This window comes from Novosphingobium rhizosphaerae (assembly GCF_050920675.1).
Lineage (GTDB): Bacteria > Pseudomonadota > Alphaproteobacteria > Sphingomonadales > Sphingomonadaceae > Novosphingobium > Novosphingobium rhizosphaerae.
Genome location: NZ_CP137861.1, coordinates 710,422 through 727,364, shown reverse-complemented (window position 1 = coordinate 727,364; position 16,943 = coordinate 710,422). Strand labels below are relative to the sequence as shown.

16 protein-coding genes are annotated in these 16,943 nt (G+C 66.7%); 11 read left to right on the top strand and 5 right to left on the bottom strand.

Annotated elements, in window-relative coordinates; genetic code table 11:
• Positions 1 to 12 precede the first annotated feature (12 nt).
• On the top strand, positions 13 to 1,965 hold the full coding sequence (ftsH, locus tag R9J51_RS03325; protein ID WP_168555699.1) for an ATP-dependent zinc metalloprotease FtsH: 1,953 nt from the start codon (positions 13 to 15) through the stop codon (positions 1,963 to 1,965).
• A 196-nt stretch (positions 1,966 to 2,161) separates the two neighbouring features.
• Positions 2,162 to 3,169: a ligase-associated DNA damage response exonuclease gene (locus R9J51_RS03320; protein ID WP_179505862.1), complete on the top strand. Its 1,008-nt coding sequence runs from the start codon at positions 2,162 to 2,164 to the stop codon at positions 3,167 to 3,169.
• A 30-nt stretch (positions 3,170 to 3,199) separates the two neighbouring features.
• Here R9J51_RS03320 and R9J51_RS03315 read toward each other — a convergent pair whose 3' ends face one another.
• Positions 3,200 to 3,544 (bottom strand): hypothetical protein, encoded by a 345-nt coding sequence (locus R9J51_RS03315; RefSeq protein ID WP_179505861.1) that lies wholly within the window; start codon positions 3,542 to 3,544, stop codon positions 3,200 to 3,202.
• Positions 3,545 to 3,638: 94 nt separating this feature from the next.
• Between R9J51_RS03315 and R9J51_RS03310 the strand changes: the two genes are divergently transcribed.
• Both R9J51_RS03310 and R9J51_RS03305 read left to right on the top strand, forming a co-directional pair.
• A complete protein-coding gene (locus R9J51_RS03310) occupies positions 3,639 to 5,246 on the top strand; it encodes a cisplatin damage response ATP-dependent DNA ligase (RefSeq protein ID WP_179505860.1) in 1,608 nt (535 codons plus the stop codon).
• Between the two features lie 71 nt (positions 5,247 to 5,317).
• Complete coding sequence (locus R9J51_RS03305) at positions 5,318 to 5,731, top strand: group II truncated hemoglobin (protein ID WP_179505859.1); 414 nt, start codon at positions 5,318 to 5,320, stop codon at positions 5,729 to 5,731.
• 7 nt (positions 5,732 to 5,738) lie between these two features.
• On the opposite strand, the gene R9J51_RS03300 is transcribed toward R9J51_RS03305, so the two are convergent.
• Together R9J51_RS03300 and R9J51_RS03295 are read right to left on the bottom strand one after the other, a co-directional pair.
• Positions 5,739 to 7,085, bottom strand: coding sequence for a TldD/PmbA family protein (locus R9J51_RS03300; RefSeq protein ID WP_179505858.1), 1,347 nt, complete (start codon positions 7,083 to 7,085; stop codon positions 5,739 to 5,741).
• 85 nt (positions 7,086 to 7,170) lie between these two features.
• Entirely contained in the window at positions 7,171 to 7,566 is a 396-nt protein-coding gene (locus tag R9J51_RS03295; protein WP_168555693.1) for a hypothetical protein, read from the bottom strand.
• Between the two features lie 246 nt (positions 7,567 to 7,812).
• Here R9J51_RS03295 and lptB point away from each other — a divergent pair, with 246 nt between their 5' ends.
• The 5 genes from lptB (at position 7,813) to R9J51_RS03270 (ending at position 13,033) form a co-directional block, all read left to right on the top strand.
• A complete protein-coding gene (lptB, locus tag R9J51_RS03290; protein ID WP_168555692.1) occupies positions 7,813 to 8,601 on the top strand; it encodes an LPS export ABC transporter ATP-binding protein in 789 nt (262 codons plus the stop codon).
• Positions 8,602 to 8,653: 52 nt separating this feature from the next.
• On the top strand, positions 8,654 to 10,171 hold the full coding sequence (gene rpoN / locus R9J51_RS03285; protein ID WP_179505857.1) for an RNA polymerase factor sigma-54: 1,518 nt from the start codon (positions 8,654 to 8,656) through the stop codon (positions 10,169 to 10,171).
• A 71-nt stretch (positions 10,172 to 10,242) separates the two neighbouring features.
• Positions 10,243 to 11,400, top strand: coding sequence for a TPR domain-containing protein (locus R9J51_RS03280; protein WP_221240686.1), 1,158 nt, complete (start codon positions 10,243 to 10,245; stop codon positions 11,398 to 11,400).
• 318 nt (positions 11,401 to 11,718) lie between these two features.
• Positions 11,719 to 12,420: a response regulator transcription factor CtrA gene (ctrA, locus tag R9J51_RS03275; protein ID WP_110764144.1), complete on the top strand. Its 702-nt coding sequence runs from the start codon at positions 11,719 to 11,721 to the stop codon at positions 12,418 to 12,420.
• 199 nt (positions 12,421 to 12,619) lie between these two features.
• Positions 12,620 to 13,033 (top strand): hypothetical protein, encoded by a 414-nt coding sequence (locus R9J51_RS03270; RefSeq protein WP_179505856.1) that lies wholly within the window; start codon positions 12,620 to 12,622, stop codon positions 13,031 to 13,033.
• Positions 13,034 to 13,256: 223 nt separating this feature from the next.
• Here the strand turns inward: R9J51_RS03270 and R9J51_RS03265 are convergent, their stop codons facing one another.
• Entirely contained in the window at positions 13,257 to 14,555 is a 1,299-nt protein-coding gene (locus R9J51_RS03265; RefSeq protein ID WP_179505855.1) for an NAD(P)/FAD-dependent oxidoreductase, read from the bottom strand.
• 100 nt (positions 14,556 to 14,655) lie between these two features.
• Between R9J51_RS03265 and trmB the strand changes: the two genes are divergently transcribed.
• Together trmB and R9J51_RS03255 are read left to right on the top strand one after the other, a co-directional pair.
• Positions 14,656 to 15,369, top strand: coding sequence for a tRNA (guanine(46)-N(7))-methyltransferase TrmB (gene trmB / locus R9J51_RS03260; RefSeq protein ID WP_179505854.1), 714 nt, complete (start codon positions 14,656 to 14,658; stop codon positions 15,367 to 15,369).
• Between the two features lie 162 nt (positions 15,370 to 15,531).
• Positions 15,532 to 16,062, top strand: a complete 531-nt coding sequence (locus R9J51_RS03255) for a hypothetical protein (RefSeq protein WP_168555648.1) — start codon at positions 15,532 to 15,534, stop codon at positions 16,060 to 16,062.
• Here R9J51_RS03255 and R9J51_RS03250 read toward each other — a convergent pair.
• Complete coding sequence (locus R9J51_RS03250; RefSeq protein ID WP_179505853.1) at positions 16,059 to 16,940, bottom strand: EamA family transporter; 882 nt, start codon at positions 16,938 to 16,940, stop codon at positions 16,059 to 16,061. The two genes, R9J51_RS03255 and R9J51_RS03250, sit on opposite strands and share 4 nt — an antisense overlap.
• Between the last annotated feature and the right edge of the window lie 3 nt (positions 16,941 to 16,943).

Sequence of the window (16,943 nt, the reverse complement as noted above, 5' to 3'; positions counted from 1 at the left end):
ATTGCGTGACCGATGAACGATGACCAGCCGCAGGGAAATCCCTGGATGAAGAGCCTTCTGGTGTGGGGGGGTATCTTCCTCGCCCTGCTGCTCGTGGTCTCGATGTTCGGGGCACGCAGCGATGCTTCGGGAACGCAGATCGGCTATTCCGATTTCCGCGCCCGGGTGGCCGAAGGCCAGGTGCGCGACGTGCAGATCGGCGCCGACAAGATTTCCGGCACGCTGAAGAACGACCAGACCTTTACCACCACGCCCGTGGATGGGGACAAGGAACTGCTGCCCAAGCTGTTGCAGGACAACAACGTGCCCTACACCGGCAAGGCGCAGGAAGAGCCCAACATGCTCGTGTGGGTGCTGGCGCAGTCGCTGCCGTTCCTGCTGATCCTGGGCGTGGCGTTCTTCGCCCTGCGCCAGGTGCAGAAGGGTGGCGGTTCGGGCGCCATGGGCTTTGGCAAGTCCAAGGCCAAGCTCCTGACCGAGCGTTCGGGCCGCGTGACGTTTGACGACGTCGCCGGCATCGACGAAGCGCGCGAGGAACTGCAGGAAATCGTTGAATTCCTGCGCGATCCCAGCCGCTTTTCCAAGCTGGGTGGGCAGATTCCCAAGGGCGCGCTGCTGGTCGGCTCGCCCGGCACCGGCAAGACCCTGCTGGCCCGCGCGATTGCCGGCGAAGCGGGCGTGCCGTTCTTCACCATTTCGGGTTCGGACTTCGTCGAAATGTTCGTGGGCGTAGGCGCCAGCCGCGTGCGCGACATGTTCGAACAGGCCAAGAAGAACGCGCCGTGCATCGTCTTCATCGACGAAATCGACGCCGTGGGCCGCCATCGTGGCCATGGCCTGGGCAATTCCAACGACGAGCGCGAGCAGACGCTGAACCAGCTGCTGGTGGAAATGGATGGGTTCGAGGCCAACGAAGGCATCATCATCATCGCCGCCACCAACCGGCCCGACGTGCTCGATCCCGCGCTGCTGCGTCCCGGCCGCTTCGACCGCCAGGTCGTGGTGCCGGTGCCCGATATCGAGGGCCGCGAAAAGATCCTGGGCGTGCACATGAAGAAAGTGCCGCTGGCGCCCGACGTGAACCCGCGCGTGATCGCGCGCGGCACCCCCGGCTTTTCGGGCGCGGACCTGGCCAACCTGGTCAACGAAGCTGCCCTGCTCGCCGCGCGCCGCAACAAGCGCCTGGTGGCCATGCAGGAATTCGAAGACGCCAAGGACAAGGTGATGATGGGCGCGGAACGCCGCTCCATGGTCATGACCGAGGACGAAAAGAAGATGACCGCCTATCACGAGGCCGGCCATGCGATCGTCTCGGTGTTCGAGCCGGCTTCCGATCCGATCCACAAGGCCACGATCATCCCGCGCGGCCGCGCGCTGGGCATGGTCATGCGCCTGCCCGAACGCGACAGCTATTCCTATCACCGCGACAAGATGCACGCGAACCTCTCGGTTTCGATGGGCGGGCGCGTGGCCGAGGAAATCATCTTCGGGCACGACAAGGTCTCGTCGGGCGCCTCGGGCGACATCCAGTATGCCACGGGCCTGGCGCGTTCGATGGTGACCAAGTGGGGCATGTCGGAAAAGCTGGGGCCGCTGCAGTATGAAGACCAGCAGGAAGGCTATCTGGGCATGGGCGGTTCGGCCCGGCTCATGGCCTCGGAAGACACCAACAAGCTGATCGACAGCGAAATCCGCGCGCTGGTGGACCAGGGCTATGCCCGCGCCGTGGAAATCCTGCGTGCCAACGAAGACAAGCTGCACCTGTTGGCCCAGGCCCTGCTGGAATACGAAACGCTGACCGGTGACGAGATCAAGACGCTGATGGACGGCGGCCAGCTGGAACGGCCCGAAAGCTTCTCCGGCCCGGCCCGGCCGATCGCCGCACCCGGCGCCACGGTGCCGCGCGCTGGCCGCCGTTTCGTCGGCGGTGGCAGCAACGGCGGGCTGCAGCCGCAGGGGGCTTGATCCTCGATCCTCCCCGCGCGCGGGGAGGTGGCAGGCCGCAGGCCTGACGGAGGGGCGACGCCTTGCGCTGCTGCTGCCCCTCCACCACCGCTTCGCGGCGGTTCCCCTCCCCATCGATGATGGGGAGGTTTTTTGCGCCCATCTGGCCCAACGCCCATCTGGAACCCAAGGGGCCTGCGGTCCATTGTCACCGCACATGGCCCTTGACCTTGCCTGGATTCGCCCCGAGCCGCAGGGCATCTATCTGCCCCCGGCTGATGCCTGGATCGATCCGGCGCATGCCGTGGCCCGGGCGCTAGTGACGCACGGGCATGCCGACCATGCGCGCGGCGGGCACGGGCAGACCGCGGCCACGGCGGCCACGCTGGCGATCATGGGCTTGCGCTATGGCGTGATGCCCGAAGGTGGGCGCGTGGTGGACTATGGCGGCAGCATAGACCTGGACGGCGGTATCCGGGCCACGTTCGTGCCCGCCGGGCACGTGCTGGGTTCAGCCCAGATCCTGCTTGAGCGCGATGGCCAACGCGTGGTGGTGACAGGCGATTACAAGCGCCGGCCCGATCCCACTTGCGCGCCGTTCGAAGTGGTGCCCTGCGACGTGTTCATCACCGAAGCGACGTTTGGCCTGCCGGTGTTTCGCCATCCGCCGATCGACGAGGAAATCGCCCGCCTGCGTGAAGCCCTGGCAGCCCATCCGCAGCGTTGCGTGCTGGTGGGCGCCTATGCCCTGGGCAAGGCGCAGCGCCTGATTGCCGAACTGCGCCGTGCGGGGCACGATGCGCCGATCTTTCTGCACGGGGCGATGGAGCGGATGTGCGGCCTCTATCGCGAATGGGGCATCGACCTGGGTGACCTGCGCCCGGTCGCCGGCGTGGCCAAGGCCGACGTGATGGGGCACATCGTGGTCTGCCCGCCATCGGCGCTCAACGACCGCTGGAGCCGGCGCCTGCCCGATCCGATCACCGCGATGGCATCGGGCTGGATGCGGGTGCGGCAGCGCGCGCGTCAGCGCAACGTGGAATTGCCGCTGGTGATTTCCGACCACGCCGATTGGGATGAACTGACCGCGACGATCACCCAGGTGAACCCTGCCGAAACCTGGATCACCCACGGGCGGGAAGAAGCCCTGCTGCGCTGGTGTGCGCTCCACCAGCGCCCGGCACGTGCCCTGGCGCTGGTGGGGTATGAGGATGAAGATGATTGAGCGGCGCAGATGATGGATCCGCTCCGTGCCTCAATGCAGGGCGGCGAGGTCCGTCTGCACCTTGCCCAGCACTTCGGGCGTGAGCTTGTCGGGGGCAAAGCCCGACAGGTCCTTGAGGCTCATGCTCTTGAAGCTCTCGAACTGCGGATGGCTGGCAAGGCCAGGCAGATCCTTGTCGATCACTGCCTTGGCCTGCGCATCGGCCACCAGGGTGGCGATCGGCGTATCGAGCGTGAAGCGGGCGCCAGTGGTGGGTGCGGTGGCGGGCGTGGACTGGCTCGCCGGCACGGTGGGTTCGGCCGCATGGGCGGGCGCCGCGGCCATCAGGGCGGCGGGCAGCGAAAGCAGGGCAATGGTGGCAAGACGCTGGGTCATATGCGTTTCCTGGCTGTGAGCCCTGGCCATACCACCGCGCGCGGCGGTGCGGCCAATGAATTCGGCTTAACTTCCAAGCGGGGGAGGGCCTGACATGGAACGCTTTGCCGCCCTCGTCGATGGCCTGGTCTATACCCGATCGCGCAACGGCAAGCTGGCATTGCTGGCCGACTACCTGCGCACCATGCCCGATCCCGATCGCGGCTGGGCGCTGGCAGCATTGACCGATGGGCTGGATTTTCCGGCGGTGAAGGCCGGCACCGTGCGCGGCCTGCTCGACGCGCGGGTGGACGAAGTGCTGTGGCGCCTGTCGCGCGATTATGTGGGCGATACGGCGGAAACGGCCAGCCTGCTTTGGCCAGAACCGCATGCGCCCCAGCCACCCCCGCCCAGCGTGACCGAGGTGGTGGAAACGTTGGCCGGCGCGACCCGCGCCACGGCGGCGGAGCGGCTGGCCGGGCTGCTCGACCGGCTCGATACCAATGGGCGCTATGCCCTGCTCAAGCTGGCGACCGGGGCGATGCGCATCGGCCTGTCCGCGCGGCTGGCCAAAGTGGCGTTTGCCCAAGCCTTTGGCGTGGATGTGGAGGCGGTGGAGGAGCTGTGGCACGGCCAGGCGCCGCCCTATGCCGACCTGTTTGCCTGGGCCGCCGATGGCGCGCCGCCGCCCGACGCGCAAAGCTTGCCGCTGTTCCGCCCGTTCATGCTGGCCCAGCCACTGGAAGAGACGGTTGTGGACCTGAGCGCCTTTGCCGCCGAATGGAAATGGGACGGCATTCGCGTGCAACTGGTGCATGTGCCCGGCCAGGACGGCGGGCAGTCTCGGCTCTATTCGCGCGGGGGCGACGATATCTCCGCCAGTTTTCCCGAAATGACCGATGCGTTGCGCGTGCCAGCGGTGCTCGACGGCGAATTGCTGGTGCGTGGCAGCCATCAAGGCGGCGAAGCGGGCGGGGCGGCCAGTTTCAACGCGTTGCAGCAAAGGCTCGGGCGCAAGAGCGTGAGCAAGGCGATGCTGGCCGAATATCCCGCGTTCGTGCGGCTCTATGACGTGTTGCTGCTGGAGGGCGAAGACTTGCGCCCGCTGGGCTGGGAAGCGCGGCGCGCGGCGCTGGAAGACCTGATGCCCCGGCTGGACCCCGCGCGGTTCGACATTTCGCCGGTGATCGCGGCAGAAACCCTCGAAGAGCTTGGCGAAATTCGCGCCCGCGCGCGCGACGACGCGATCGAGGGGGTGATGCTCAAGCGCCGCGATGCGCCCTATGTGGCGGGGCGCCGCACCGGTCTGTGGTACAAGTGGAAGCGCGATCCGCTGCTGATCGACTGCGTGCTGATGTATGCGCAGCGGGGCAGTGGCAAGCGATCGTCGTTCTATTCCGATTTCACCTTTGGTTGCTGGGACGGCGACCCCGATGCCGGGGCAGACCTGCTGCCGGTGGGCAAGGCCTATTTCGGGTTCACCGACGAGGAACTCAAATGGCTGGATCGCTTCGTGCGGCAACACACCGTCAACCGCTTTGGCCCGGTGCGCGAGGTGGATCGCAGCCTGGTGCTGGAAGTGGCGTTCGATTCGGTCCATGCCAGCAAACGGCACAAGTCTGGCCTGGCCATGCGTTTCCCGCGCATCCATCGTATCCGCGCCGACAAGCCCGCGCACGAGGCGGACCGCCTGGATACCTTGCGCGGCCTGGTGGCGGATTGATACCGGTCAACGCGGCTGCCCGCGCGCGGCGATAGGGACAAGCATCCCATCCCTTGCGCGAAAGGCCCATCATGGCAGCCTCTGCCGATGCCACGCTTGCTACCCCGTTCGAACGCATCGGTGGCCATGCCGCCCTGCGCCGCATCACCGACCGGTTCTATGACCTGATGGAAAGCGATCCGGCCTATGCCGCCTTGCGCGCGATGCACGCGGCCGACCTGGCGCCGATGCGCGCCGCGCTGCCCAGCTTCCTGGCCGGCTGGTGCGGCGGCCCGCGCGATTGGTGGCAGGCCAATCCGGGCAAGTGCATGATGTCGCTGCACAGCCCCTTTCCGATCGACCAGGAAACGGCCGGTCAATGGGCGCAGGCGATGCGTCGCGCGATTGCCGATGTGGCGCCGGCCGATGCCGAGCTGGCGCAGGCGATGGGCGACGTGCTGGAGCGCATGGCGCTGGGCATGGCGCGCGATGGGGCGCGCGGGTAGCGCGCCTTCAGTCCCCCGCCACGCTCATGCCGTCGATGCGCAGGGTGGGCACGTCGATGCCGCGTTCGATCTTGAGGTCGTCGGCCGGGACCAGCGCGGCGAACATGTCGAGCAGGTTGCCGGCGACGGTGAATTCCGCGATCGGGCCGGCGATTTCGCCGTTGACGATGCGGAACCCGGCCGCGCCCCGGCTGTAATCGCCGGTCACGCCATTGACGCCGTGGCCGATCAGCTCTGTGACATAGACGCCATCGGCGATATCGGCGATCAACTGCGCGCGGGTCACTTTGCCCGGTTCGATCACCAGGTTGCCCGCCGTCACATGCGGCGCGCCCGATCCCCCGCGCGAGGCGTGGCCGGTGGGCGCGGCGCCCAACTGGCGGGCGGCGGCGCTGTCCATCAGCCAGCCGGTGAGGCAGCCGGCATCGACCAGCTTGCGCGGGGCGGTGGGCAGGCCTTCGCCATCGAACGGGCGAGAGCGCAAGCCGCGCCGGCGCAGCGGATCGTCGGTGATCGTCACGCCCGTATCAAAGATCTGCGCGCCATCCTTGCCCAGGAGGAAGCTGGCGCGGCGGGCAATCGCCGAACCCGAGATGGCGCCGAGCAGATGGCCGACCAGCGAACCGCCCACGCGCGGATCGAACACCACCGGCACCGCGCCGCTTTTCACGCGGCCGGGGCCCAGCCGCGCGACGGCACGCTCGCCCGCTTCGCGACCGATGTCGGCGGCGGCACGCAAGTCTTCGACAAAGCGCGTGCTGGCCCAGGCATAGTCACGCTGCAAGGCGCCGCCTTCACCCGCGATCACGCTGGCCGAGACCGAATGGCTGCTGGCGGCATAGGCACCGGCAAAGCCGTGGCTGGTGGCGAGCGCCACCACGCCGCGCCCGCTGCTGGCGCTGCCGCCCTCGCTGTTGGTCACGCCGGGCACGGCGCGGGCGGCGTCTTCGGCTTCCTGCGCCAGGCGGCGCAAATCGGCCGGCGCCGGTTCGGCCGGATCGTCCAGTTCCAGATCGGGGAAGGGGCCGCGTGCCAGCAGGGTCTCGTCGGCGAGGCCGGCAAAGCGATCGGCCGGTGCGGCGCGGGCCATGGCCACGGCGCGCGCGGCCAGTTCATCGAGCGCGGCATCGCCAAGGTCGGTTGAACCGATCGAGGCCGAGGCGCCATCGACGAACACGCGCAGGCCGATATGTTCGGATTCGGAGCGTTCCACGTCTTCCAGCGCGCCCAGGCGCACGCTCACGCTTTCCGACCCGCTGGCAAGGTACACCGCATCGCCTGCCTGCGCCCCGGCGCGGGCGGCACGGTCGATCAAGGCCTGGCAACGCTCCTGGGCCTGGGCGGGGGTCAACATCGGCGTACTCCAGCTTGGCCGGCCGCCTATGGCCGGGCTGCGCTGCTCCTAGCCGTTGGGGGAGGCGGCGGCAATCAGCCGCCCATCAACCTGCTATCAGGGCCAAGAGGCCTTCGATCACCACGGTAACCAGCAGCGGCAGGCCGATCGACACGGCCCAGATCGTCAACCGGGCACGCGTCAGCGCCTGGGCCAGGGCGGCCGGATCATCGACCAGGCGCAGGGCCGTTGCGTCCCATTTCTTTTCCATGCGGCGGTAGAGCGGGATGATCGCGCCGACCAATGCCACCAGCGCCAGCATCGGCAGCAGCGTGTTGTCGGCCTCTTCCAGCGCCCGCATCGTCAGGAAGATCTGCAAAGCGGTATAGACCATCAGCCCATAGGCCACGGCGTTGCTGATGCGCTTGTGCGCCGCTTCGATCCTGATGGCGCGCTCGCTTTCCGATGTGCGCGCGGGGATGAAAGACCCGGTTGTGCCCATGATGGCCCCTCTCATGCGCCAATGGTGTGGATTGCATAACACCATGGCCCTCGCCCCGGCGCAAGGGCCCTGCACGCCGCGCTGTCCCACCTGGGGAAAAGGGCCGAAGCGATAGGGATTGGCCATAAGGAAAGGCCCGGATAGGCGCGGGCGCCGATGTGCCGGACGGCCCATCCCATGCACGAACCTTGCCAAGGACAACGGCTTGGGCTTTGCCCCGGCGCCGGACCCGGCTATGGGTGGGGCATGACTGGCTCTTCCTCTGCGCTCGCGCCTGCATCGGCGCCTGGTTCCGCCGCCGTGCCCATTCCGCAGGGCGGGCTAGAGGTGGTGTCCATCGCCAAGTCCTATGACAAGCGGGCGGTCCTGACCGATATCTCGCTGTCGGTGGGCAAGGGCGAAGTGCTGGGCCTGCTCGGCCCCAACGGCGCGGGCAAGACCACCTGCTTTTATTCGATCATGGGGCTGGTACGGCCGGATTCGGGCCGCATCCTGCTCGATGGCGTGGATATCACCAAGCTGCCGATGTACCGCCGCTCGGTGCTGGGGCTGGGCTATCTGCCGCAGGAAACCTCGATCTTTCGCGGCATGACGGTGGAACAGAACATCGCCACCGTGCTGGAACTGGTGGAGCCGGACAAGGCCACCCGCGTGGCCGAACTGGACCGCTTGCTCGACGAATTCAGCCTGACCCGGCTGCGCACGAGCCCGGCCATGGCGCTTTCGGGCGGTGAGCGGCGGCGCTGTGAAATCGCCCGCGCGCTGGCGGCACGGCCTTCGATCATCCTGCTCGACGAACCCTTTGCCGGGATCGACCCGCTCTCGATCAGCGATATCCGCGATCTGGTGAAGGACTTGAAGAAGCGCGGCATCGGCGTGCTGATCACCGACCACAACGTGCGCGAAACGCTCGATATCGTCGATCGCGCCTGCATCATCTATGGCGGGCAGGTGCTGTTTGCCGGCAGCCCCGAGGCGCTGGTGGCCGATCCCAACGTGCGCCGGCTCTATCTGGGCGAGGGCTTTACGCTGTGAGGCGTGGCGCCTTTCGCATTCCCTTTACCATACGCGCCTAACACGGCCGGCCATGGCCCTTGGTCCTCGCCTCGATATCCGCCAGTCGCAATCGCTGGTGATGACGCCGCAGTTGCAGCAAGCGATCAAGCTGCTGGCGCTGTCGAATCTCGAGGTCGAGACGTTCATCGGCGAAGCGCTGGATGCCAACCCGCTCCTGGAAATCGGCGATACAGCGCCGGCGCTGCCCGGCGGCGAGGACGGCATGCCCGAAGAGGGGCGCCGCACCCATCTGGAATCGAGCCCGGTGGACCAGCTGGTGGGCGAAGGTCGCGCGGCGGAAGATCGCCCGCTCGATATCGACACCGCTGCGCTCGATCTTGATCGCGACACCGGTGACGGCGGCCTTGCAAGCCCGTCGCCGGGCCTGGGCGAAGGCAGCATCGGCGCCGAGACCGGCGGCGGTGGCGAAGGCCCGGATATCGACGAGCGCGCGAGCGGGGCAGCCTCGCTGGCGGAGCATCTGCATGGCCAGATCGGGGTGACCACGTCGGACGCCAGGGCGCTGTTCGTGGCGCGCTGGCTGATCGACCAGTTGGACGAGACCGGCTATCTGCGCATGAGCCTGCCCGAAGTGGCCGAGGCGCTGGGCGTGCCCCTGGCGCTGGTCGAACAGGCGCTGGCGCTGGTCCAGTCGCTCGATCCCACCGGCGTTGGCGCGCGCAGCCTGGGCGAATGCCTGGCGCTGCAGGCGCGCGAGGCGGATCGCTATGATCCGATCATGGCCCGCCTGCTCGACAACCTGGAACTGCTGGGCCGTGGCGAACTGGCCCGCCTGCGCCGCCTGTGCGGGGTGGACGAGGAAGACTTTGCCGACATGCTGGCCGAATTGCGCGGCTACGATCCCAAGCCGGGCCTGCGTTTCGGCAGCGGCCCGGCCGAGGCGATCAGCCCCGACATTCTCATCGGCCCGGCGCCCGACGGCGGCTGGGCGATCAGCCTCAATCCCGCCACGCTGCCACGGGTGCTGATCAATCGCAGCTATTACGTCGAAATGCGCCGCTCTTGCGTGGGCAAGGCGGCGCGGGCCTGGCTGGGCGAAAAGCTGGCCGATGCCAACTGGCTGGTGAAAGCGCTGGACCAGCGGCAGAAGACCATCCTCAAAGTGGCGGCCGAGATCGTGAAGCAGCAGGACGGCTTCTTCCGCCACGGCGTCTCGCACTTGCGCCCGCTGACACTACGCACCGTGGCCGAGGCGGTGCAGATGCACGAAAGCACGATCAGCCGCGTGACGTCGAACAAGTACCTGCATTGCCGGCGCGGCACGTTCGAATTGAAGTATTTCTTCACCTCCGGCGTGGCGGGGACCGATGGCGAAGGGGTTTCGGCCGAAGCGGTGAAAGCCGCGATTCGCCAGCTGATCGACGGCGAGGACCCCAAGGCGATTTTGTCCGACGATGCCCTGGTCGATCTGCTCAAGGCGCGCGGGTTCGATCTGGCGCGGCGCACCGTGGCCAAGTATCGCGAGGCGATCGGCCTGGGCAGCTCGGTGCAGCGGCGCCGCCAAAAAGCCCTGGCCGGGGTTCGTTGACCGGCTTGCGTTGACCGGGGGGGCATGCCCAAGATAATGCGGCGGCGCGGAAAGGGCCGGGGAACCCCGGCATGAGGGACGACACGATGAACCAGACCGACGAGACTCCTCCTGCCGGCGGGCCGCAACCGCCGGTGTGGCGTGGCGTGGCGATCGGGGTTCTGACGGTGGCGGCGATCGTGGGCGGCGGCATCGGCATCTATCGCCTGGAGCGCCCGGCCGAACTGGTGGCGGCCGAGGCCGGGCCACCGCGCCCCGAAGTGGTGCCGGTGGTGCTGGATAGCGGCATGCCCGTGCCCGTGCCCGATGCCAGCACGGCGCCGACCGGCACGCCGGCCGCCAGCACAGCCGATGCCACGCCCGATCCCACCCCCAGCCCCGAACCATCGCCGGTGGTGGACGATACCATCGCGCGGATGGAACAGCGGCTGAAGGACGATCCAGAAGACGTGCAGGGCTGGCGCATGCTGGGTTGGGCCTATTTCCAGAACGAACGTTACAAGGATGCGGCGCGCGCGCTGCGCCGGGCCACCTGGCTCGATGCCGATCATGCCGAAACCTTTTCGTTCCTGGGCGAGGCGCTGGTCATGGCCTCGCGCCGCGAAGGCAAGATGCCGCGCGCCGCGCGCCTGGCTTTCGACCACGCCTTGGCGCGCGATCCCAAGAATGCCCGCGCGCGTTATTTCAAGGCGCTCTCGCTCGACCTGGCCGGGCAGCACCGCCGCGCGCTGCGCGCCTGGTTTGCCCAGTTGAGCGAGACGCCGCCCGATGCGCCCTATGCCAGCGATATCCGCAGCGTGATCCGCTCGGTGGGCAAGCGCCACCATATCGAAGTGGAAAAGCGCCTGGCGATTGCCGATTCCCAAGCGCGCCTGCCCAAGCCCGACAAGACCAAGGGCGGGGCAAAGGACGGCGCGAAGGACCACAAGAAGGGTGCACTGCCCGGGCCCGCCAATGCCGAACTCAAGATCGTGTCGGGCACGCCCGCCGGCAGCGGTGCGCGCGATGCCATGGCGCGCGGCATGGTGGATGGCCTGGAAGCCCGGCTGGCGCGCAATCCGGCCAATGTCGATGGCTGGATCCTGTTGATTCGCAGCCGCGTGCAGCAGGGGCGGCGTGACGATGCGGTCAAGGCGCTGGACAAGGGCCTGGCCGCGTTCCGCGGGCAGCCGGCCAACGCGCAAAAGCTGCGCGATGCCGCGGCGCGCCTGGGAATCGTGACGGATTGAGCGATTTTAGCGCCGATCTACTCCGGAATGGGCGTTTTTCCCGATGGGTATTGGAAAAAATCGTTAACCCTGTGGACTTACGATTGGGCAAAGCAGACAGTATCGCCGATGGCCTTGGGGGGCATTAAGGTACGCCGTTTGCGCAAGAGCGAATAATTCGGCGTTGCCCGCCATGCCTGCTGGTTAATGCCGACCGACACGGGACCTGTGCTTACGTTAAATTAACCTTTCATGTTCATTGGTCCTATGGTTAATGACGGGCACGCGCCTCAATTCGCAGAGGCTGGTGCCAGGGGAATGGCAAGAAGGGGCTGATCCATGCGCGTGCTGCTGATCGAGGACGAGCCGGCAACGGCCAAGGCCATCGAATTGATGCTGACGGCCGAAGGGTTCAATGTCTACTCCACCGACCTGGGGGAGGAAGGCCTCGATCTCGGCAAGCTGTATGACTACGATATCATCCTGCTCGACCTGAACCTGCCCGACATGCACGGGTACGACGTGCTCAAGAAGCTGCGCGTTGCCAAAGTGCAGACGCCGGTGCTGATCCTTTCGGGCATTTCGGAAATGGACTCCAAGGTCCGCTCGTTCGGCTTCGGTGCCGACGATTATGTGACCAAGCCCTTCCACCGCGAAGAGCTGATCGCCCGCATCCACGCCGTGGTGCGCCGGTCCAAGGGCCATTCGCAGTCGGTCATCCGCACCGGCAAGCTTTCGGTCAATCTCGATGCCAAGACGGTGGAAGTGGACGCCGCGCGCGTGCACCTGACCGGCAAGGAATACGCGATGCTGGAACTGCTCTCGCTGCGCAAGGGCACCACGCTGACCAAGGAAATGTTCCTCAACCATCTCTATGGCGGGATGGACGAGCCGGAACTCAAGATCATCGACGTGTTCATCTGCAAGCTGCGCAAGAAACTGGCCCACGCCTGCGGCGGCGAGAACTACATCGAAACCGTCTGGGGCCGCGGCTATGTGCTGCGCGATCCCGACGACATGTCGGCCATCGAAGCGGCCTGACACTCTACCCCAGCAAACAATCCCGAAGCGGCCCGTTCCCACGACGGGCCGTTTTCGTTTGGTGTTTCACGTGTAACATTGGTGGGGGAGATGGCGTATAACTGATGGGGCACCGCTGTGCTGGCGCGGATAGCTCTTATTTTGGTGGAAAGCGGGTGTGGGAGCATTACTTCTTCAATGATGTTGAAGGGTGGCAGTCATGGGTGGAATCAACATTTACTGCGGATCCTTTTCGGGAGGAGACAAGTCTGGGTCAGCCTTCGAGAGCGTCTTGATGGAAATGAAAGTCATGGCCTCTGCATTCGAAGCCGAGACAATTGATCGTTTGAAAACTGATCTTGACAAGGCTTCAGACCATCTACTGATTCAAGCTTCCGATGCGAAAAATCTTCTGTTGCTCACGCGTCGATATTGCGTTGTGATTAATGCGCAACTAGCTGCCCCCGGAGATCCACTCGATCAAATAGCTAGAGACGAAGCACGGGGTAAAGCTGATCCAACGGATTTAAAGTATGGTGCAGGGTTAGGATGGCGCGCTTATTGTGCCAACGACTTACTTAAGGCATTTGAGGCTGCTGAAGCTGGGGCGGAACCTGTCGCACTCGTCTGGTAAGTTCTGCCGATGCCGATAATTCGCGCGTTCCGTTTCGGCGATGAGTTGCCTTGGACGCCACCCACTCCGTCATTCCCGCGCACGCGGGAATCTAGATGTGAGGTGGCGCCAAAACCGGGCGGTTGCCCTTCTTGCGCAGCGGTCGCTGGATTCCCGCCTGCGCGGGAATGACGAGGGAATGGGCTGATAGGGGTGGAACTTGCCACGCGCCCCGTCCAAACGCCTAGCGGAACTTCTCCAGCAGCAGATACCAGCGCATGCCGAGCATGAGCAGCGGGTTGCCCAGCAGGTCGCCCAGGGGCAGGCGCACGGGCTTGAGCGCGGCGAACACGTCGAAGCGTTCCATGGTGCCGGCGATGGCTTCGGCCATGACTTCGGCCACGACGTGGCTGGTGGCGACGCCGTGGCCGGAATAGCCCTGCGCGTACCACACGTTGTCGGTCAGCTTGCCCAGTTGCGGGGCGCGGTTGATCACGATGCCCATGGCGCAGGACCAGGCGTGGTCGATCTTCACGCCCTTGAGGCGCGGGAACGTGGCCTCGATCGCCGGGCGCAGTTCCTCGGCAAAGGAGCGCGATTCGCGGCCCGAGTAGTTGGCGCCGCCGCCGAACAGCAGGCGCCCGTCGGCGGTGAGGCGATAGTAATCGAGCACGAAGCGGCAATCGTAGACGGCCAGGTCGTGCGGGTTGATCGCGTGCGCCGCTTCGCCCAGCGGTTCGGTGGTGACGATGCCGCCCACCGCCGGAAAGATCATGCCCGACAGCCGCTTGCGCTCCAGCTTGTGAGTGACGTCACCCGCGATCATCACCTGGTTGGCGGTGACGCGGCCCTGGGCCGTGACCACTTGCGGGCGCGGGCCGTGGACCACATCGAGGACCGGGGAGCCCTCGAAGATCCGCACGCCCAGCCGCTCGGCTGCCTGCGCTTCCCCCAGGCACAGCTTGAGGGGGTGGAGGTGCATGTTGCGGCTGTTGAGCAGGCCCCCGCAATAGAGCGGGCTTTCCAGGTGATCGCGCATGCCGGCGGCATCGAGCAGCACGACATCGTCGCCCATGCCGCGCGCGCAGCCTTGCGCAAAGGTGTCTTCCAGTTCGGCCATGTGCGACGGCTTCATCGCGGCGTGGATGTGGCCGTGCTTGAGGTCGCAGTCGATGCCGTGGCGGGCGACGCGCGCGGCGATCACGTCCTGGCCGTGCCAGCGCAGCCACCAGATGAAGTCATCGAGTTCCGCGCCCAGGCGGCGTTTCCACTGCCTGCGCAGTTCGCCTTCGCCCGACAGGCTGCCGGTGACCTGGCCACCGTTGCGCCCGCTCTGGCCCCAGCCGACGCGGTTGGCTTCCACCAGCACCACCGAAAAGCCCCGCTCGGCCAGTTCCAGCGCGGTGTTCACGCCGGTGAAGCCACCGCCAATGACGACTACGTCCGCGCTGTGATCACCTTGCAGCACCGGCCAAGCCACGTCGTTGGCCAGACTGGCGGAATAGTAGGTATGCGGGCGGGCAATGGTGGGATCGGTGACCATGGCCGATCTTTGCAAAGATCGATCACAGATCAAGCAAAACCGTGCGGTTTTTACCGCAGGCATTGACCAGGCCCCGCGCCCCTGCCATCGGCTGCGCCCCATGACGGCACACAAACCCGGCGATCCGACCACGCTCAACCGACTCTACGGCCGCGCCAAGGGCAAGCCCCTGCGCCAGGGGCAGCAAGCCCTGGTCGATACCCTGTTGCCGCGGATCGCGGTGCCGACAGAAGGGCCGGTTACCGCCAAGGCCCTGTTTGGCCACGATTGCCCGCTGCATTTCGAGATCGGCTTTGGCGGCGGCGAACACATGGCCTATCGTGCCGATCTCTTGCCTGATCACGGCTTTATCGGCGCCGAACCGTTTCTCAATGGCGTGGCCCAGGCGCTGACCCATGTGGACGGCGACAATGGCGCCCACCCGCCGCTGGGCAATGTGCGCATCTACCACGGCGATGCACTGGAAGTGCTGGAGCGGGTGCCCGATGGCACGCTGTCGTTCCTCTACCTGCTCCATCCCGATCCCTGGCCCAAGGCACGCCATGCCAAGCGGCGGATGATGAACGACGGGCCGGTGGACCTGTTCGCCCGCAAGCTGAAGCCCGGCGGGGAATTCCGCTTTGGCACCGATCACCCGATCTACCTGCGCCACGCGCTGATGGTGATGCGCCGCCACACCGACCAGTTCCAGTGGCTGGCGCAGGGGCCGCAGGATTTCCAGCAGCGGCCCGCCGGCTGGCCCGAAACCCGCTATGCCGCCAAGGCGCGGGCGCAGGGGCACGAGATCTGGTACTTCCGCTATCGCCGTAGCTGAGAAGGCCGGGCACCCTGCCGCGCCTTGGTGCAGTTTACCATAACGGCGCGGCGGGAGCCGTGCGCATGGGACGATTAATGGCGCGCTAACTATCGGGGCGTAGCTTTTGGCCATCGGCGGGCCAGATTTTGAACGGACGGGCCGGCCGCATCGGAGTGCGCCATGTCCCACAGCCAGACTGCCACCCAGCTGCTGAACGAACTGCGTGAATTCGCCAGTTTTCCCGCAGCGACCCAGCGCTATATCCGGCGCAGCCTGGATATCGGCCTGGGCCGGCGCGACGCGTTCCAGATCTGGGCGCGCACCCCGGCAGAGACGGCCGCGATCCGCACGCAATACGTGGTCTATCAAGATCTCAAACTGCTGCGCACGATGCTGCCCGAGGGGCCGGCGGCCGACGGCATCGAGCGCTTCATGGGCGCGTTGATCCGGCTTTCCGCGTTCGATCTGGGGCAGGATCGGCTCGATGGGTTTTCGGCCTATCGTTTCCTTTACGAGCGGCTGCTGAGCGCCGACGTGCGCCCCTGGCTGCCCGCGGCGTTCTGCGGCGCGGCGGCGCTGCCGCAGATCCGCCCGTTGCGGCGCAAGGACCTGCTGCAATCGATCAGCGAAGCGGCTGCCACGGCACCGGGCTGGTCCACTCGCGCGCCGACTTTCTTTCCCGAATTCGTGCCGCTGGAAGAGGCGGCCTAGGCCGCTTCGGGCCGGCGCGGCGCGGCAAAGGCGGCGGTGCCGGCCAGCGCCGTGACGATCAGGGCAATCGCCAGCCATTGGCCGGGGGTGAGCCGCTCACCCAGCAGCACCCAGCCGGTTAGCGCGGCGATCGCTGGCGCGGCGCTGAGCAGCATGCCGAAGACGTGCGCGGGCAGGCGCCGCATCGCCCCGATTTCAAGACCATAAGGCAACGCGCTGGACAGGACGGCAATGGCCAGGCCCATGCCGAGCACGTGGGGCGCGAAGAGCTTTGCCCCACCCACCGCGATGCCGAGTGGCGGCACCACGATCATCGCGGCCACGGCCATGCCCCAGGCCACCGCATCGCTGCCCAGGCTGGCCGCCACGCGCCGCCCAAGCAGGATATAGCTGGCCCAGCATGCCGCGGCGGCAGCCGCAAGCAGCACCCCGCGCGGATCGAGTGCCTCGTGTGGGGCCAGGCTGGGCCAGGGCATCAGCAGTGCCAGCCCACCCGCCGCACAGGCCAGCCACACGAAATCGCGCGGATGGCGCGAGGCGGCGAGCACGATGGCCAGGGGCCCCATCACTTCGATGCCCACGGCAATGCCGATGGGGATATGGGAAAAGGCCTGGTAAATGAGGAAATTCATGACGCCCAGGATCGCGCCATAGCCGGCAAGACCGGCCCAGAGCGCGCGCGGCACCGGCCGCCGCCAGGGCCGCCGCCATGCCAGCAGCACCAGCGCCGCCAGGCTAACCCGCAGCAGCGTGGTGCCGCCGGCACCCACCAGCGGAAAGAGTTGCTTGGCAAAGCCGGCGCCCAGATTGCCCGAGACTTGCGCGGCGAGCGTGGCGCAGACGCCGATCAGGGTGGTGTGCTGGGCAGAGCGGGGCATCCG